Source organism: Natrinema salsiterrestre (genome assembly GCF_029502005.1).
Lineage (GTDB): Archaea > Halobacteriota > Halobacteria > Halobacteriales > Natrialbaceae > Natrinema > Natrinema salsiterrestre.
In genome coordinates this window covers 140,745-156,914 of the sequence record NZ_JAMQOT010000004.1, presented here as the reverse complement: position 1 = coordinate 156,914, position 16,170 = coordinate 140,745, and the positions used below count along the sequence as shown (strand labels likewise).

The following is a 16,170-nucleotide window of genomic DNA, read 5'->3' as shown; positions in this document are numbered from 1 at the left end:
CTGCGCCAGGGGAGCATGGGCGGTTCATGCACTCGACTTGTAATCGAGACTTCGTGGGTTCAAATCCCACCCCTGGCTTTTCTGCTCGCGAACGGACGTGAGCGAGCGAAACGTCTCTACGGGATTTGAAGCGAGAGCGGAGCGGAACGACCGTAGTTCGAATCCCACTTCCGATTTTCTCTCGAGACCGAGCCAAGGAGCCCATCCGTATCGCCGGCCACAAATCCGAATCCGCAAACGGGACCACTCTCGAGCGGAATCGCCGCTGAAACGCCACCGGTCGCAGCCCGATGGACCGGCGACTGTTCGAAAGGATTACATAATAGTGTGAGATATCCAACTATGGGGGTCACTCCCTGCCCCCGGCGGAACAAAAGGCAGTCCGTAGCGATCGGGACCGAAAGGGCCGGTGGACGCACGCGACAAAGCCTCTCGTGGCCGAGGACACGGCCGCCAGGGGCGACGTCCGTGTCGAAGCCCGTCGCTGATAGGGCCCGGTCGCCGGTCTGTCTCATCGAAAGCCCCCTGGGGGCGACGCGGGACGCCGAGGCTCGGCGATAACGCACCGTGCGGAAACCGAGTCGAAGAACTCCCGCGGAGCCGTCCGAACGCGTGCGGTCGGGCAGTCGCGACCGACTCGAGTACCACATGCTCGCCCCATACCGATTTATTCCGCCCTCGTCCGAGGTCCGGGACGGAAGGCCCACGCCGACCGGCTGTGTATCGAAACTGTTAATAGTGATATCTAACAACAATTAACCGCCTCTGCATCCCCATCCAGAGGCCCCCCTCTCCCCACTCCATCTTCCGTTTTGGGACAGCGAGTTCGAGAGTCCCCCCTCGCGACGAGCCGTCGGTGACCGCCGATTGAAACCGAAGCGGTCGCGGTTGCGTTCGTCGCAGCTCTCCGTCACGTGAGACAGGTGAGTCTGCCGAAGAGACTACCCGGCCAGTCTCGCGAGCGAAAGCGACCGGTAGTGCGCGATCAGCATGCTCGGGACGGCGATTCGGCGGTCGGCGAGCCGTTACCAGAGTCCGAGTTGATTGCCGATGACGAGAAACGCGAAAAACAGAGCCGCTATCGATACCAGAGCCGCAACCTCGGGCGAGCCGATCCGGTCGAGAAGCCGGTCTACTCGCCCTGGGCTTGCGGTAGTTCTCCCCATCGAAGACAGTTGGTCCTCACTACTTGCCATACGGTACCATGCGAACACACTCACAAAAAGATACCTGTCGCGGAACTGTCCCTGCGGAACTGGTTCGATCTGGAACGAGAGTTCTCCGGAAGAAGTAGCTCTCGTCCCGGATCGGTTCCGACGATCGCCGTTTCGAATTCGAGCGCAATCGGGTCGAATCGGCTGCGCCGATGGGAACTCGGCGCATCCACGACAGTCGGCTCGCTATCCTCGACAGATTCGACGACCCGAGGGGCTAGACCCGTCTGTCCTCGAGGGTAGCAGCCACCGCGAGCACCCCACCGACCTCGACGGCATCGTTCGTTTCGAGAGTCAAGATGCTCAGCCGGTGCCAGTCCCGTCAGCGGTGACGTCGACCTCCCAGAGGGACTCCGAAGTGAATCGCCCGTCCGTACAGATCACCCAGACGATGATCGGGCACGTCTGACAGAGGCCCTCCTCGACCGTCAGCGACACCGTGTCCGTGGTCCCGCTGATCTCGGACGTTCCGATGATCTGGTCCGCCTGGCCGAGCCACCAGACGACGCGCTCGAGCCGTCCGTCCGGATCGGCGACGTCGACCTCGAGGGCTGTCGGTTCCGCTCGATCGACGGGCAGCCGCCCTGGTTCCGGACGCGCGTCGTCGATCGTCGGTGACGGTCGCCCGTCGGGCGTGACGTTGACCGTCCAGTCGACCCGGTAGTTCCCGACATCGGTATCGATTCCGGCCGTTATCTCGTGGCGACCCGCTGACTCGGCCGTGTACTGCCAGTAGTGGGCGTGTCGCTCCGCGTAGTAGATCGACTGCCACGCGGGCCCGACCATCGAGTCGCCCACGCGGTCTCCGTTCGCCCACCAACTCGTAAACTGCGACGCGTTCGGATCGACGGCTCCCGCTTCGAAGAGAACCGTCGTTCCCGGCCGGACGGCGAGGTCCTCAGCCGGACGGCTCCGCTCGGCCTCGAGTTCGTCGACCCCGAGCACCGTGACCGTTCGCTCGGCCGAATCGCCGGCGGCCGTGACTCGAAGCGACACCTCGCGATCCTCGGCCGCCGGTTCGACCCGGCGGTTCCCGGAAAACGGCCGCTCCGTCTCTCCCGGGCCGAGCGTGAGGGTGACGGCTCCAGCCGGTTCGCCGTCGACCGTGTACTCGACGGTCGGACGCACCGACCGATCCGTCGCGTTCTCGAGTTCGGCCGTCCACTCGAGCGAGTCGCCGCCGTCGATCGGGTCGGTTACGTCCGCGAGTCGGACGATCACGCCCGAGCCGTCGGCGACCGGCCGTTCCCCGTCGGACCGAGATCGGACCGTGCGAGCCGAGACGGGACCGATGCCACTCGCCGCTGTGCCTCGCAAGAGCGATCGCCGATTCACGCTGTGTCCCCCATTCGTGACCGTCGACCGGAATCCCGAACAAAAAGCAGTCGCTTCGTTACGAGGGGATAACGGATCGTTTGCTCGGTATGGGGCCCCCGAACGGACGTTGGGTCTCCCTACTCCGTGGGTGGGTCGACGAACGCTCTCACCGCGTACTGGTATCGAGATTTCCCCGGGTTCGCTTCGGACTCGCGTCGAGTTCGCTTCGGGCGTGTGGTCGCTCGGCGTCGCGAACGGTCGTTACTCGGTTTCGGGTCCCGTCGCGACGCGCCCCTCGCTCGTGACGGCGTCGACGTGGACGTGAAGGGGTCCCCTATCGGTCTCGAGGGGCACGATCCAGGAGGCGCTGGTCCGATGTGGCTCCTCCGGAACGGTCACGTCCTCGTACCCCTCTCGCTCGGCCGTCTTTCGGGCGATCTCCGCGGCCTCGTCGGGGTCCTCGATCCGGATATCCTCGGTCAGACGAACGGTCACGACCGGCACGTCGGCCATTCGGACGATTCGCTCGGTAACGCTGCCGACCAGCACGCGGTCGAGCCCGGTCCGGCCCTGCGTGCCCATGACGATCATGTCGATCCCGTGGTCGTCGGCGTACGCGAGGATTTCCTCGTGAGGCACGCCCTGTTCGACCGCGGTGACGACGTCGACTCCCTCCCGCGTCGCTTCGGTCTCCACGCGCTCGACCGCCCGTTCCGCGGCCGGGATCGCCTCGTCGGTCTGCAGCGTTCCCAGTGGCCCCTCCGGAACGACGGACAGCGCGTGAACCGTGGCGTCGAACCGACCCGCGATCGTCAGGCCGTGATTGATCGACCGGCGAGTCCCGTCGCTCCCGTCCGTCGGGATGAGGACGTCCTGATACATGTTGCGGGAGATTAGGTGTGCGTTCGTAAATACCCTCGAGTCCGTCTGTACGGGGACGGTCCTCCACAGGAAGTCAACCGAACGACAGGAATATATATTTCGGACGATCAAGTGAAAATATGATAGGACGATTCAGACGCGGATTCGTCGCCGTCGATGCCAGCCTCGACGTGTTTCGAGCCCGTCCACGCCTCGCGATCCTCCCGCTGTTGAGCCTCGCCGTCGTCGGTAGCGCGTACGGAGCTATCGCCGTGGCGATGCTACACTACGGGCTCGTGACTGCCGTGTTCACCAACAATTTCGTGAAGTACGGTGCGATGTTTGCGGCAATCGCCGTCGCCTCGGGGATCGGGGTCTTCTTCAACGCCGCAGTCGTCCACTGCGCGGCTCGACACTTCGCGGGGGAAGAGCCGACCGCCCGCGACGGGCTGGCCGCCGCGTGGGACGCCCGCGGCCGGATCGCGAAGTGGAGTTTGCTGTCCGCGACTATCGGCACCGCCCTCTACATCGCCGAGGACAACGTCCCCGGAGTCGGGACGCTCACCCGGTCGATCCTCGATCTGAGCTGGGGGCTCCTGACGTTCTTCGTCGTTCCGGTGATCGTCACGGATCGCACCGACGCGCTCAGATCGGACCTGCGAAAGAGCGGCGGTGCGTTCTCCCGAACGTGGGGCGAGAGCATCTCCGCCACCGTCGGAATCGGGCTCGTCCTGCTTCCGGTGAGCGTGTTCGGACTCGTCCTCCTCGGCGTCGCGTTCGTTTCAACGCCGAACATCGGGGCGTACGTGGTGGGAATCGCGGGCGGCGCCCTCCTCGTCGCGACGATCGTCGTCGCACAGGTTCTCGGCATGATCGTTCGCACCGCACTCTATCGGTACGCGGCCACCGGCGAACGGGTCGGTCCGCTCGAGGACCTCGATCCGAACGGGGTTTTCCCCGAGGACTGACTCCATCCCGGCGGATCCCGGACCGCACGCCGAGTTCGATCCCCGATTTCTGTCACTATCCGATACGCGGCAACGCCCTTATCGCTGGTAAGGAAAGCCGCCGTCGTCGTCGAACGATGTAAATCTTTTTTACGATACACGCAAACGTATGGCACGGAGTATGACAAATCTTGTCACTAACGTCGCGGACGCCGTCGCGGACCACGGCGACAACACCGCGATCAGTTTTCGGGGGTCGGAGACGAACTACGAGGAGTTCTGGGGGCAAACGGGTGCCTTCGCGAACGCGCTCGAGGAGCGAGGGCTCGGCGAGGACGACCGGGTCGCGCTCTATCTGCCGAACGTCCCGCCGTTCCTGATCGCCTTCCACGGGACCCTTCGGGCCGGCGGCGTCGTCGTCCCGATGAATCCCCAGTACAAAGCTCGAGAGATCGGCCACCTGCTCGGCGACAGCGAGGCGAAAGTCGTCGTCGCCCTAGCCGACCTCGTCCCCTTCGTCAGCGAAGTCAAAGACGAGACGGACGTCGAGCACGTCGTCAGCATCGGCGGCGACGCCGAGGGCGCCACGCCGCTCGAGGAGTTCCTCGAGCCGGGCGATCCCGACATCGCTGACCGCGACGACGACGACGTCGCGGTCCAGCCGTACACGTCCGGGACGACCGGCCAGCCGAAGGGGGTCCAGCTCACCCACAGCAACCTCGCGTCGAACGCGAACTCGGCGTCGAAGCTCATTCCGGACGGGATCCGGCCGGACGACAAACAGCTCGGCGTGTTGCCGCTGTTCCACATCTACGGGATGACCGTCGTGATGAACACGGCGCTCTTCAACGGCGCTGCCTTTTACCCGATGGCCTCGTGGGACGCACAGGACGCCGTCTCGCTCATCGAGGACGAGGAGCTGACGATCATGCACGGCGTGCCGGCGATGTACAACGACGTCATCAACCAGCCCGACGCCGAGGAGTTCGACCTCTCGTCGGTACGGCTCTGTGGCGTCGGCGGCTCGGGCATCCCCGTCGAGGTCCTGCGCCGGTTCGAGGAACTCTACGAGCCGAAGGTCTACGAGGGGTACGGCCTGACCGAGACCAGTCCGATCACTCACTTCAACAGCCCGCTCGACGGCCGTCGCGTCGGTAGCGTGGGCAAAACCGTTCCCGACGTCGACTCGAAAGTCGTCGACGAGGACTTCGAAGAAGTCCCGCCGGTCGAGGAGGGGCCGATCGACGAGGAGAACGCCGATCTCCGCGATATCACCGGCGGGATCGTCGTCGCCGGGCCGAACGTGATGAAGGGCTACTACCGCCTGCCCGAAGCGAACGAGGAAGCCTTCACCGAGGAGGGCGGCCGGCGCTGGTTCCACACCGGCGACATCGGGTATCAGGACGAGGACGGCTTCTTCTACGTCGTCGACCGCGAGAAACACATGATCGTCACCGGCGGGTACAACGTCTACCCGCGGGAGGTCGAAGAGTTGCTCTTCGAGCACGAGGACGTCGCCGACGCCGCCGTGGCCGGCATCCCCGACGACCGCCGCGGCGAGACCGTCAAGGCGTTCGTCGTTCGCACTCCGGACGGCGACGTCACGGAGGAGGAGATCAAGGAGTACTGCCTGACCAACCTCGCGGAGTACAAGCACCCACGCGAAGTCGAGTTCGTCGAGGAGCTCCCGCGAACCACGACCGGGAAAGTGCAGAAATTTAAGCTTCGCGAGCAGGAGGGGGGTGACGAATAATGTCTCTCGGTGACGACGTCCTCCTCGAGATCGAAGACGAGGGGGTCGCGACGATTACGCTCAACCAGCCGGACCGACGGAACCCGCTCTCGGAGGGAATCAGCGCCGGGCTCAGCGAGGCCTTCGACGAGATCGAAGACAGCGACGCCCGCTGCGTGGTCGTGGAGGGCTCGGGCGGCTCCTTCTCGGCCGGCGGCGACATCGAATCGATGGTGGAGGGCATCGAAAACGAGGTTCCCGCCGACGAACGGGTCCGCACGCTCGAGCGGTCGACGAACGAACTGATGCGGCGGCTGGTCGAGTTCCCGGTGCCGACGGTCGCGGCCATCGACGGTCCCGCAGTCGGTGCCGGCGCCAACCTGGCGCTCGCCTGTGACATGCAACTCGCTACCGAAGACGCCGTCTTCGGATTCGTCTTCCGGCAGGTCGGACTGAGCGTCGACGCGGGGACTTCCTATCTCCTCCCCCGGGTCGTCGGCGAGAACGTCGCGAAGGGGCTCGTCCTCACGGGCGACATCATCGGTGCGGACCGCGCCCTCGATCTCGGACTGGTCAACCACGTCTACGGGGCCGAGGAGTTCGACGAGCGACTCGAGGAGTTCGTCGGGAAGATCGTCTCCGGCCCGCCGATCGCGCTGCGTCACGCCAACCGCCTCCTCGGCGAGGGCCTCGAGAAGTCCCTCGGGCAGGCCCTGACCGACGAGGCGACGGCACAGGGGATCGTCTTCGAGACCGAGGATCACGAGGAAGGCGTCAACGCCTTCTTCGAGGATCGCGATCCCGAGTACGAAGGTCGATAGGCCGGCCACCGCCGGTTCGGATGTGGCTCCGAATCGTTTCGTAACGGACGCTCTTCGAAATTATTTTGATGTTTTTGTTAGAACGCTTTCCTATGTCGCCCTCCCCGCTCCGCGATCTGATCCGGTCGCCTGCCGGAATCGTACTTGTTCTTCTCTGGCTTGTGACAATCGGATACGGTTTCGTTAGCCCCAGTTCCGTCTTCGTCTATTTCATCCTCCCGCTCGGCGTCCTTGGCGTAGTCGCTCTCCTATTCCTGTTTTATCGACTGGTGGTTGCCGTCGAACACATCGCCTACGAATCGGAGTGATTTTCCTCGAGACGCAGTTACTCGATCGATGCTGACCCGTTCCCGACGGGGACGAGCGTCGATACCCGCGCGTTCTCCTTGATCTTGAGCCCGCCGTCGGCGACCGTCAGCGGGATCAGGGGCAGGTGATCGCGGACCTGCATCGAGGGATGCGAGCCGCCGCGAGCGAGCAGTTCGTTGCGCGGCTGGAGCTGTGCCGGCTCAGAGAGGTCGGTGAGGAACTCGTTGTGCTGGAGCACGTACTGGCCGCCCTCGAGGTGCCACCAGCCGAACTCGTCGTGTGGGTGTTCCATCTCCGTCGGGACGGGCTCGAGGTCGGCGTCCTCGAGTTCGTCGCCGCCGAAGTCGAGGCGGCCGGCGGCGGCGACCTCGTAGACGGCGCTGACCGTCAGATCGACGCCGTGATCGGTGACCTGTACCGGTTCGTACACCAGGTTGTCGACGGCCTCGGAGAGGGGATGGTCGGGGGACATGTCGCGTGGAAAAACGGTTTCGAGAACAAAAAAGGATACTGTCAGTGACTCCACGGAGTCGCCGCCAACACAATCGTTTTCACTCGCGCATCGAAACCCGCTGGAGTGAACAGGCTCCTGGGGATTTTCTCGCTGATCGTTTCGGTCGTCGCCACGGTCGCTGCGAACGCGGTGTCGACGGGTGATCTGACGTGGCTCTCGACCGGGGGCATCGAAGGCGGCGTCATCGCACAGAAGACCCTGCTGGCGGTCGCCGTCGTCGCCGGAACCTACGGAATCTATCATCTGGTGCGGCATCTGCTGGTTCGGCGGATCGCGAGCAAGCGCCGTGCCCACGACGTGCGGAACGTGCTCCGCTTCGGTCTCGGTGCCGTGACGATCATCGGCCTGCTCGGCGTCCTGACGGAGCAGTGGGTCGGCGTGCTCTTCTCGCTGGGTATCGTCGGGTTCGCGGTTACCTTCGCACTCCAGCAACCGCTGTTCTCGCTGATGGGGTGGATCTACATCATGGTCAAACGCCCCTATCAGGTCGGTGACCGGGTCCGAATCGGGGACGCCAAAGGCGACGTGATCGAGGTCGACTTCCTCGTGACCACGCTGTGGGAGATCAACGGCGAACTCGTCTCCTCGAATCAGCCCTCGGGTCGGGTCGTGACCCTGCCGAACAGTACCGTCCTCTCGTCGGAGGTCTACAACTTCTCGTGGGAGGAGTTTCCCTACGTCTGGAACGAGATTTCGATCCAGCTCTCCTACGAGACCGACCTCGCGTTCGCCCGGCAGGAACTGACCGACGTCGCCGACGACTACCTCGGCGAACGTATGGCGCAGAACATCGCCCGCTACCGCGAACTCCTGGCCGAGACGCCGGTCGAACTCGAGGTTCGGGACGGTCCGACGGTCAACGTCGTCCAGCAGGAGTCGTGGGTCGAGCTCCGACTCCGATACCTCGTCCACCCGCGACGAGGGCAGCGGGCGAAAAACGACCTCTACGAGCGGATTCTCGAGCGATTCAAGAAGAATCCGGATCGGATCTCGTTCCCGGTGAGTCGGAACCGGTAACGGCTCCCGGGGAGTCCGGTCGGACTCCCCGAACCCTATGGGCTGGGGATCGTATACTCGTCCATGACCGACGTCCTCTCCGACGAGATTGCCCGCTTCGTGCGCGCAGTCGGCCCGGATCCCGACGAGACGCTGATCGAGATGGACGAGTACGCCGCCGCCGAGGGCTTCCCCCACGTCGGCCCCGATGTCGGCGCGTTCCTCCGATTCGTGGCCCGACTGAACGAGGCCGAGCGCGTCTTCGAGTTCGGCTCGGGCTACGGCTACTCGGCCTACTGGTTCGCCGACGCGCTCCCCGACGACGGCGAGCTCGTCCTCACCGAGGTCGACGAGGCCGAACTCGAGCTCGCCCGGGAGTACATGGCCGCGGGCGGGTACGACGGACTCACGACGTACGAACTCGGTGACGCGATGGAGAGTATCGACCGCTACGACGGTCCGTTCGACGTCGTGCTGATCGACCACCAGAAGGAACGCTACGCGGACGCGTTCGAAGCCGTTCGATCGAAGATACCGGTCGGCGGCGTCGTCGTCGCCGACAACGCGATCACGGCGAGCGTCGTCGACTTCGACGCGCTCCTCGAGTGGGCCGAGGGCGGCTCGCCGACGGCCGTCGACGAACACACGCGGGGAGTGATCGACTACCTCGAGACTGTCGGCGCGGATCCGGCCTTCGAGACGGTCGTCGTTCCGCTCGGCGAGGGGATCGCAGTGAGCTATCGAGTCGAGTAATCGGACGTCTCGCCGTCGAACACGGCGTCGTCGGGGTCGTCGACGGGGACGGAGGAGCCGTACTCCCGGAAGCCGAGAAAGATCGTCGCTCCGGCGGCACCGAGCAGCGTGGCCCACGTGGCCCCCGACACGGCGACGACCGTCACCAGCGTGGGGCCCGGCACGGTCGCACCGATCGCCTCGAGACCGATCGCGTGGATCGCAGCGATTCCCAGAAACGCGATCCACAGTCCGAGTGCCGTGTGAGCCAGGGTCTGCCGGGTCACGGATTCGGCATCGCGTGCGAGACAGTAGACGCCGCCGACGGCGAGCCCGGTCGCTCCGAGCGTGAACCCGACCCCGTCGACGACGACGGTCGCAATGCCGGCGACGGCGAAACAGGCGAGTGACGCGGCGAGCGGGAATCGGTCCGAACCGTCTCTCGTCGGAATCACGTCGGACACGGCTTTGGCGAGTTGAGTAGGCGGCCGGTTATATAGCTGTTGGCTGGCCTCCTCGAGCGGATCGCTCGAGCCTCGGTCGTGGCGTCGCCGGTCTCGGTGCCCCGGGGTGCTCAGTTCGCGGCCGCGTCGGTAGCTGACAGGGTAATCGAGAACGTCGCCCCGTCACCGGGTTCGGAGTCGACCCGGATCTCGCCGCCGTGGCGCTCGACGATCCGGTGACAGAGCGCGAGGCCGATCCCCGTTCCGTCGTGGGTCTCGTGACTGTGGAGGCGCTGGAAGACGCGGAAGATCCGGTCCTGATCCGACGGGTCGATGCCGATCCCCTCGTCGCGGACCGAAATCTCCCAGTCGCCGCCGTCGCGGTCGGCGCTGACGTGGATCCGCGGGGGTTCGTCCCCGCTGTACTCGATCGCGTTCGCGAGCAGGTTCTGGAACACCTGTCGAAGCTGGCTCGCGTCGCCGGCGACGCGAGGGAGCGACTCCGCCGTGATCTCGGCGTCCGTTTCGTCGATACGGACCTGGAGATCCTCGCGGACGGCCGCGAAGACCGCATCGAGATCGACCGGCTCGAGCGGGTCGCCCTGCGTTTCGACCCGGGAGTACGCCAGCAGGCCGTCGATCATCTCGCGCATCCGCTCGGCACCGTCGACGGCGTAGTCGATGAACTCCTCGCCGTCCGCGTCGAGCTCGTCCGCGTACCGTCCCTCGATCAACCGGAGATAGCTCGTGACCATCCGCAAGGGCTCCTGCAGGTCGTGCGAGGCGGCGTATGCGAACTGTTCGAGTCGCTCGTTCGATTCCTCGAGCTTGCGCTGGTACTCGGTTCGCTCGGTGATGTCCTGGACGACGAGCATTCCACCGGTGACCTCGCCGCCGGTCCGGACGGGGAGGGTCGTAGCCCGGAGCTGCCGGTCGCGGTAGGCCAACTCGAAGGATCGCTCGTCGCCCTCGAGTGCGGCCCGAAAGTGCGGTTCGATCTCCGCGACCAGTTCGTCGGGGTAGCGTTCGTAGATCGACTGGCCGATTGCGGTTTCCCGATCGATGCCGATCTCACCGAGGAGCTGCCCGCCGGCGGCCGTGTACCGCAGTTCGTCGTCGAACAGGGCGACGATCCCGTTCGGGAAGTTCTCGGCGAGAGTTCGATACCGCTGTTCGCTCGCCTCGAGTCGACGCTGTCGTTCCTTCCGTTCGGTGACGTCCCGAACGACGCCGATCCGTTCGCCGTCAGTACCGGTAGACGCGATCGACGTCACCGTCGCCTCTATCGGAACCCGATCGTCGGATTTCGTCTCGAGTTCCGCTTCCACCGTCGGCAGCCGGGTCTCGTCCGCGGCGATATTCCGGGCGAGTTCCATCACTTGCTCGTCGACGACGAGCGAGGCGTGGCGCCCGAGCAGTTCAGCGCGATCGTACCCGGTGAGAGACTCGTAGGCCTCGTTGACCGTCGTGAACCGGCCGTCGTCGTCGAGCACGTAGATGCCGTCTTCGACGGTTTCGATTATCCGCTCGTACTGCTCCAGTTGCCGCTCGCGTACCTTTCGATCGGTGACGTCTCTGAAGTAGACCGACAGTCCCGTCTCGGAGGGGTACGCCTGGATCTCCATCCAGATCTCGAGCGTCTCGGAGTAGCGCTCCCACGACACGGGGCGTTGGGTCTCCATCGCCTCCCGATAGCGGTCGGCCAGATCGGATCTCGTGCCGTTCGGGAACGTCTCCCAGATATTCCGGCCGACGAGTTCCGACTCCGAATAGCCGAGCAGCGTCGCCGCGCGATCGTTGACGTGCGTGAACCGCCACTCGTCGTCGAGCGCGTAGAACGCGTCCGAGACGCGCCCGAGTATCTCGCCCAGCTCGGTCTCGAGTTCCCGCTTGCGGCGTTCGAGGCGTCGCTCCTGTTCTTTGAGCGCGGTGATGTCTTCACCGGCGGAAATGACTCGCTCGAGCGACCCGTCGGGACCGAGGACGGGAACGGCGGTAATCGAAAACCACGTCTGCTCCCCGGACGCCCCTTCGATCAGCAGCACCTCGTCGCGAACCGGATCCCCGGTCGCCCTGACGCGTGCCGAGGGACCCTCCTCGGAATCGATCCGCTCCCCATCGGCGTCGACGACGGTCTGCCGAGCGAGGAGGTCGGTCTCGCCGAGCGCCTCGCCGGCGAGCCCGAGCGCCGTCTGCGCGTGTCGATTCGCCAGCACCGTCTCACCGTCGGCGTCTTCGACCGATATCGCGACCGGAGCGGTCCGGAGGAGCGCCTCGGTCTGCGAGCGCTCGCGCTCCAGCGTCCGTTCGTGACTGATGCGATCGAAGGTCATCTCCAGACTCGAGGCGACGATCTTCGCGAGCGAGAGATCGGCGTCGTCGAACGCGGTTCGCTCTTCGGAACCGATGATGACGACCCCGTGATCGCCGATCGGGAGACAGATTTCGCTCCGAATCGGCGTCTCCGGGTTGTAGACGTCCGAGTCGGCTCTGACGTCGTCGTAGATAGCCGGCTCGCCCGACTCGAAGACGCGCCAGGCGATGCCCTCCCCGTCCGCGAACGTCGGGTGCTCGTCGATCAACTCGCCGGCCGCTTCGGACCAGGCGATCGGCTCGAGCACCGCCGTTTCCGGATCGTGGAGGAAGATGCCGTTGACGTCGAGGTCGAGAACGTCGACGAGGTGACGACAGGCTCGATCTGCGACCCCTTCGCGCGTGTCGGCCTCGAACCAGTCGCGAACGGTTTCGTTCAACCGGCGGAGCTGGGAGGCACGCCGGTGCCGACCGGTGATATCGTAGTAGAGCTCGACTCGACCGCCCGCGTACGGTCCCGATTCGATCGGACTGCTCCGGTGCTCGAGCCAGCGCTCCTCGCGGGTATCACCCCCCGTGACGTGACATTCGAACCGCTCCGTGTCGCTGTCGTCGTCGTAGGTCGACTCGAGAATCTCGACGAACCGATCCGAGTCGTCGATTCGCGTGCGGATCGTCTCGTCGACCAACTGCCGTTTGTCCCGGCCGATCACCGGCGTCGAGTCGAGACCGAAGTATCGTTCGGTGGCGTCGTTGATCCACGCGACGTCGAACTCCGGGTCGAGCACGAATACGCCGACGTCGGCCCCTTCGAACACTGTCGTAATCGCATCGAACGACGGGTCACCATTCGCTTCGGATTCCGGATCGGCGTCCCCCGCTCGAGGCTCGATTCCTCGGACGAGGCCGACCGTTCCCCGTCGATCCTCGCCGGCCGGGACCGTTCCGAGTCGGAGTTCACAGCGAAGCCAGCTCTCGGTCGCAGTTCGAATTCGACTCTCGACGACGGCGGTGGTGGGTTCGGGGGGACCGTCGCCATCGGCCGCCGCTTCGCCGGATCCGGCCGACGAATCTCGACCGAGGGCCTCGATTCCGGATTCGCCCAGCAGCAGCGAAACGTGCTCGCCGCGGATCGCTTCGCGGGCCCGGCCCGTCATCTCGAGGAGGGTGTCGTCGATCGCAACGATTCGATCCTCGTCGTCCAGCTGAAACACGCCGTCCGGAACGGTATCGACGAGCGTCCGATACCACTCGAACGCCGCTCGATCGCCGTCGTCGCTCCAGGGAACTGGATCCGTCTGTTCCACCCGTTCGGTCATTGGCTCACAGAGGCCGCTCGAACGGATAAGCCCAGCGCCGAATACGCCACTATTCGAGTGTTTCACTGCTCCTTACAACAGAATTCGGCGGTCGTACTCTCGGTAGCCGATCGACAGATCGGCCCGTCGGATCGTATTACTCGTCGCCGCCGTCAGTGAGGACCCGTTCCTCGGGCGTCGGTCGGCCGGGATGGATCCCGTACCAGGCGAAGGCGTAGAGGACCGTCATCGCCACCGCACAGCAGACCATCGCGCCCGCGATGGACTCGAGGGCCAGGCCGACGACCGGGCCGGCGAACGCGTCACCGACGGCCGCTGCCGACTCGCTGTCGGGTGCCGTCGCGAGCGCGTAGGGGAGAAACGCCGCGAAGGCGAGCAGCCACCATCGTTTCGCTCCGCGGCGGAGTCGTACCGTACTGGACTCCCGTGCTGTACTCGTGACGCCGGCGACGCCGAGCGCGATCAACAGGAGGGCCGGAACGGTTCGAGCCGAGGTGTCTAAGCCGGTATTAACCGCGACGCCGGTCGCGACGATCGCTACCGACCCGGCGAGGACCGGAACCGAGTGGTTTGGGCCTGAACGAGGCATTCTGAGGCCCGGTAGTAATCGATTGCACAAAACTCCCGCGGACCGGCGATCGTCCGGATCGACTGACTTTCCGTCGGGAGACCACATCGGTACAACAAAGGACGTATTACCGGTGCCCGCAACTCGAACGTGAGACCAATGAGGGAACGCGACGGAGCCGAACCCGCGACGGCTCTTCGGCAGCGCGTGGCGGCCGCGACGGATCGGATAACCAGCGTCGTGTCGCGAGTTCCGGGAACCGCGATCGCGCGGTCCGCGGGACGATTCTGGCAGCGACACGCTCGGGAGCGCCCCGACCAGTACCAGGCGTCGATCACCTTTCCGACCGCTCCCGATCAGCCGACGGTCGGCGAAATCCACGACTGGATCGAGGCCCTCGAGCACGCCTTCGAGGGACGCCTCGACGTCTACGCTCGGCGGGGACGCGTCGCGGTCGAGACGGATCGCGTCTCGGCCGCGCTGTTCGATGAGGACGAATTCGACGCGCTCTGTGAGCGGATCGAAGCCGGCTACGACGGGTCACACTCGGTAGCGCACCTGAAAAAGTGGCGGCGGAACGGGGACCGGCTCGTGCGAGCGCACGTGATCGTCCCGGTCAAACCGCTCTTTCCGCGCGAGGAGGGTGACGGTCCGGAACCGGATCGGACGGCGGCCGGGATCGAAGCCGACTGATCGTCGCCCAGTCGGGACCGCCTGCGGTGGGCCGGCCGGCGGAGGCCGGTCAGTCGTCCTCGCTCGGTCCCGGGCCGGGCTCGGAGCCGCGCTCCCGATCGGCGCTCCGACCGCTGTCGGTTCGGTCACCGGTTCGGGACTGGCCCCCGGATGACTCGCCCTCGCTCGGTGCGACGTTGCTCGTCCGTCCCATCCAGTTGTCGATGTTCTCGGAGACGTAGTCCTTGCCGCCCCAGCCGAAGGCGATCCCCGCGCCGATGGCGACGGCCGCGCCGAGCCCCCAGGCGAGCGCTCGAGCGAACACGTAGAGGATGCCGACGTCGATTCCCATCGTGTCGAGACCGATCACGATCGCCGTGAAGTAGAGGAACACTCGAGCCCCGTTCGCGAACAAGCCGGTGTAGGCCGACTCCGTCGCCGCCCGGGTCCGCTCGATGGCGTCGCCGATGAAATCGGCGATGACGAACCCGAAGGTGATGACGAGCAGTCCCGCGATGAACGCCGGCAAGTACGAGACCGCCGTCGAGATCCACTCCGACAGCGTCGCGATCGCGAGCGCGTTCGCGGCCGCGAGGATCGCGAGGCCGTAGACGAACCACTTCGCCAGCGACCCGAACGCGCTCGAGACTGACTGTTCCGTCCCGCCGAGTATCCGGCCGAGCGGCGTCTCGAGGACCATTCGATCGAGTTCGACGCCGTCGGCGATCCGCCCGACGACGCGAGCGGCCAGCCGACCGACGATCCAGCCGATGAAGAGGATCACCAGCGCGCCGATTATCCGCGGGAGGAACGTTATCAACTGTGCGATCGGATCCTGTAACCAGTCCGGCACCTGTGCTTGAGCGGGGATGTACGGTGGGAACATGGACGATTCGCGAGTGGTCGCGTTCGTCCTTTGTAATTGAGTGCCTATCAATCAGTCATGAAACCAACCAATCACGGCCGATGTCGGTACCGCGATTGAAGTGTCCGTTACGGCGAATTGCGCGGTAATCGTACCGTGACGGATCGATACGGATTCGCACCGAGCCGAGAAAACCGGTCGCGCTCGATTACGGAACGGACCTCGAGCGGTCGTGCGATAAACGCGTTTTGCGACCCCGTTCGAAATCGGGGCCGCCACGACGGGACGCGGGTCGCGATTGCCGTTCGTTCCCGGCCGACCGAACCTGTCTAGTTTCACTCATGGGATGTGGCCGATGTCCCGTCGAAGATCGACCGGTGTTCGGTGAGTAGACGCCGGTGGCGCCGGCACGGAACACGACTGATCGCGCCGTAATCGACGGATCCGGATTATGCGTTTTTCGGTTGCAATAGTATCTATATACTCGGTTCGATCACCCATAGCTCGAATATAGTTCCCGATCCCGAATCAGAACGATAGTTTGTCG

At 65.1% G+C, this 16,170-nt stretch carries 14 protein-coding genes and 1 tRNA gene; 8 read left to right on the top strand and 7 right to left on the bottom strand.

The features are described 5' to 3' along the window. The first annotated feature begins 4 nt into the window (after positions 1-4). Positions 5-78, top strand: a tRNA-Thr gene (locus tag NDI89_RS12665). Positions 79-1,517: 1,439 nt separating this feature from the next. Here the strand turns inward: NDI89_RS12665 and NDI89_RS12660 are convergent. Together NDI89_RS12660 and NDI89_RS12655 are read right to left on the bottom strand one after the other, a co-directional pair. Beyond that, a complete protein-coding gene (locus NDI89_RS12660; protein ID WP_277521972.1) occupies positions 1,518-2,549 on the bottom strand; it encodes a hypothetical protein in 1,032 nt (343 codons plus the stop codon). Positions 2,550-2,792: 243 nt separating this feature from the next. After that, positions 2,793-3,413 carry a universal stress protein gene (locus NDI89_RS12655; protein WP_277521971.1) on the bottom strand — a complete coding sequence of 207 codons (621 nt, stop codon included), beginning with the start codon at positions 3,411-3,413 and terminating at the stop codon, positions 2,793-2,795. 119 nt (positions 3,414-3,532) lie between these two features. On the opposite strand from NDI89_RS12655, the gene NDI89_RS12650 reads away from it, so the two are divergent. The 4 genes from NDI89_RS12650 to NDI89_RS12635 all read left to right on the top strand — a co-directional run bounded on the left by NDI89_RS12650 (position 3,533) and on the right by NDI89_RS12635 (position 7,200). Continuing rightward, a complete protein-coding gene (locus NDI89_RS12650; RefSeq protein WP_277521970.1) occupies positions 3,533-4,360 on the top strand; it encodes a DUF6159 family protein in 828 nt (275 codons plus the stop codon). A 160-nt stretch (positions 4,361-4,520) separates the two neighbouring features. Then, positions 4,521-6,092: a long-chain-fatty-acid--CoA ligase gene (locus NDI89_RS12645; protein ID WP_277521969.1), complete on the top strand. Its 1,572-nt coding sequence runs from the start codon at positions 4,521-4,523 to the stop codon at positions 6,090-6,092. Next, on the top strand, positions 6,092-6,892 hold the full coding sequence (locus NDI89_RS12640) for an enoyl-CoA hydratase/isomerase family protein (protein ID WP_277521968.1): 801 nt from the start codon (positions 6,092-6,094) through the stop codon (positions 6,890-6,892). Before NDI89_RS12645 ends, NDI89_RS12640 begins: the two co-directional genes overlap by 1 nt. 92 nt (positions 6,893-6,984) lie before the next feature. Further along, positions 6,985-7,200: a hypothetical protein gene (locus tag NDI89_RS12635; RefSeq protein WP_277521967.1), complete on the top strand. Its 216-nt coding sequence runs from the start codon at positions 6,985-6,987 to the stop codon at positions 7,198-7,200. Between the two features lie 17 nt (positions 7,201-7,217). On the opposite strand, the gene NDI89_RS12630 is transcribed toward NDI89_RS12635, so the two are convergent. Further along, the gene (locus NDI89_RS12630) at positions 7,218-7,673 is read right to left on the bottom strand and encodes a dCTP deaminase/dUTPase family protein (protein WP_277521966.1); all 456 of its coding nucleotides are present in this window, start codon (positions 7,671-7,673) and stop codon (positions 7,218-7,220) included. Between the two features lie 105 nt (positions 7,674-7,778). On the opposite strand from NDI89_RS12630, the gene NDI89_RS12625 reads away from it, so the two are divergent. After that, positions 7,779-8,732, top strand: coding sequence for a mechanosensitive ion channel family protein (locus NDI89_RS12625; RefSeq protein WP_277521965.1), 954 nt, complete (start codon positions 7,779-7,781; stop codon positions 8,730-8,732). 63 nt (positions 8,733-8,795) lie between these two features. Beyond that, positions 8,796-9,464: an O-methyltransferase gene (locus NDI89_RS12620; protein WP_277521964.1), complete on the top strand. Its 669-nt coding sequence runs from the start codon at positions 8,796-8,798 to the stop codon at positions 9,462-9,464. Here NDI89_RS12620 and NDI89_RS12615 read toward each other — a convergent pair. The 3 genes from NDI89_RS12615 to NDI89_RS12605 form a co-directional block, all read right to left on the bottom strand. Next, positions 9,449-9,907, bottom strand: coding sequence for a hypothetical protein (locus NDI89_RS12615; protein WP_277521963.1), 459 nt, complete (start codon positions 9,905-9,907; stop codon positions 9,449-9,451). The genes NDI89_RS12620 and NDI89_RS12615 overlap by 16 nt on opposite strands. Before the next feature lie 110 nt (positions 9,908-10,017). Continuing rightward, complete coding sequence (locus tag NDI89_RS12610) at positions 10,018-13,518, bottom strand: PAS domain S-box protein (protein ID WP_277521962.1); 3,501 nt, start codon at positions 13,516-13,518, stop codon at positions 10,018-10,020. 136 nt (positions 13,519-13,654) lie between these two features. Then, complete coding sequence (locus NDI89_RS12605; protein ID WP_277521961.1) at positions 13,655-14,107, bottom strand: hypothetical protein; 453 nt, start codon at positions 14,105-14,107, stop codon at positions 13,655-13,657. Between the two features lie 138 nt (positions 14,108-14,245). Between NDI89_RS12605 and NDI89_RS12600 the strand changes: the two genes are divergently transcribed. Then, positions 14,246-14,779, top strand: a complete 534-nt coding sequence (locus NDI89_RS12600; RefSeq protein ID WP_277521960.1) for a hypothetical protein — start codon at positions 14,246-14,248, stop codon at positions 14,777-14,779. 49 nt (positions 14,780-14,828) lie between these two features. Here the strand turns inward: NDI89_RS12600 and NDI89_RS12595 are convergent, their stop codons facing one another. Next, positions 14,829-15,644, bottom strand: a complete 816-nt coding sequence (locus NDI89_RS12595; RefSeq protein ID WP_277521959.1) for a mechanosensitive ion channel family protein — start codon at positions 15,642-15,644, stop codon at positions 14,829-14,831. Positions 15,645-16,170 lie beyond the last annotated feature (526 nt).

What these genes read in the sequence shown, in the direction of transcription:
- NDI89_RS12655 (WP_277521971.1), bottom strand. Translation starts at nt 3,413, where the DNA reads ATGTATCAGGACGTCCTCATCCCGACGGACGGGAGCGACGGGACTCGC.
- NDI89_RS12650 (WP_277521970.1), top strand. Translation starts at nt 3,533, where the DNA reads ATGATAGGACGATTCAGACGCGGATTCGTCGCCGTCGATGCCAGCCTC.
- NDI89_RS12645 (WP_277521969.1), top strand. Translation starts at nt 4,521, where the DNA reads ATGACAAATCTTGTCACTAACGTCGCGGACGCCGTCGCGGACCACGGC.
- NDI89_RS12640 (WP_277521968.1), top strand. Translation starts at nt 6,092, where the DNA reads ATGTCTCTCGGTGACGACGTCCTCCTCGAGATCGAAGACGAGGGGGTC.
- NDI89_RS12635 (WP_277521967.1), top strand. Translation starts at nt 6,985, where the DNA reads ATGTCGCCCTCCCCGCTCCGCGATCTGATCCGGTCGCCTGCCGGAATC.
- NDI89_RS12630 (WP_277521966.1), bottom strand. Translation starts at nt 7,673, where the DNA reads ATGTCCCCCGACCATCCCCTCTCCGAGGCCGTCGACAACCTGGTGTAC.
- NDI89_RS12620 (WP_277521964.1), top strand. Translation starts at nt 8,796, where the DNA reads ATGACCGACGTCCTCTCCGACGAGATTGCCCGCTTCGTGCGCGCAGTC.
- NDI89_RS12610 (WP_277521962.1), bottom strand. Translation starts at nt 13,518, where the DNA reads ATGACCGAACGGGTGGAACAGACGGATCCAGTTCCCTGGAGCGACGAC.
- NDI89_RS12605 (WP_277521961.1), bottom strand. Translation starts at nt 14,107, where the DNA reads ATGCCTCGTTCAGGCCCAAACCACTCGGTTCCGGTCCTCGCCGGGTCG.
- NDI89_RS12600 (WP_277521960.1), top strand. Translation starts at nt 14,246, where the DNA reads ATGAGGGAACGCGACGGAGCCGAACCCGCGACGGCTCTTCGGCAGCGC.
- NDI89_RS12595 (WP_277521959.1), bottom strand. Translation starts at nt 15,644, where the DNA reads ATGTTCCCACCGTACATCCCCGCTCAAGCACAGGTGCCGGACTGGTTA.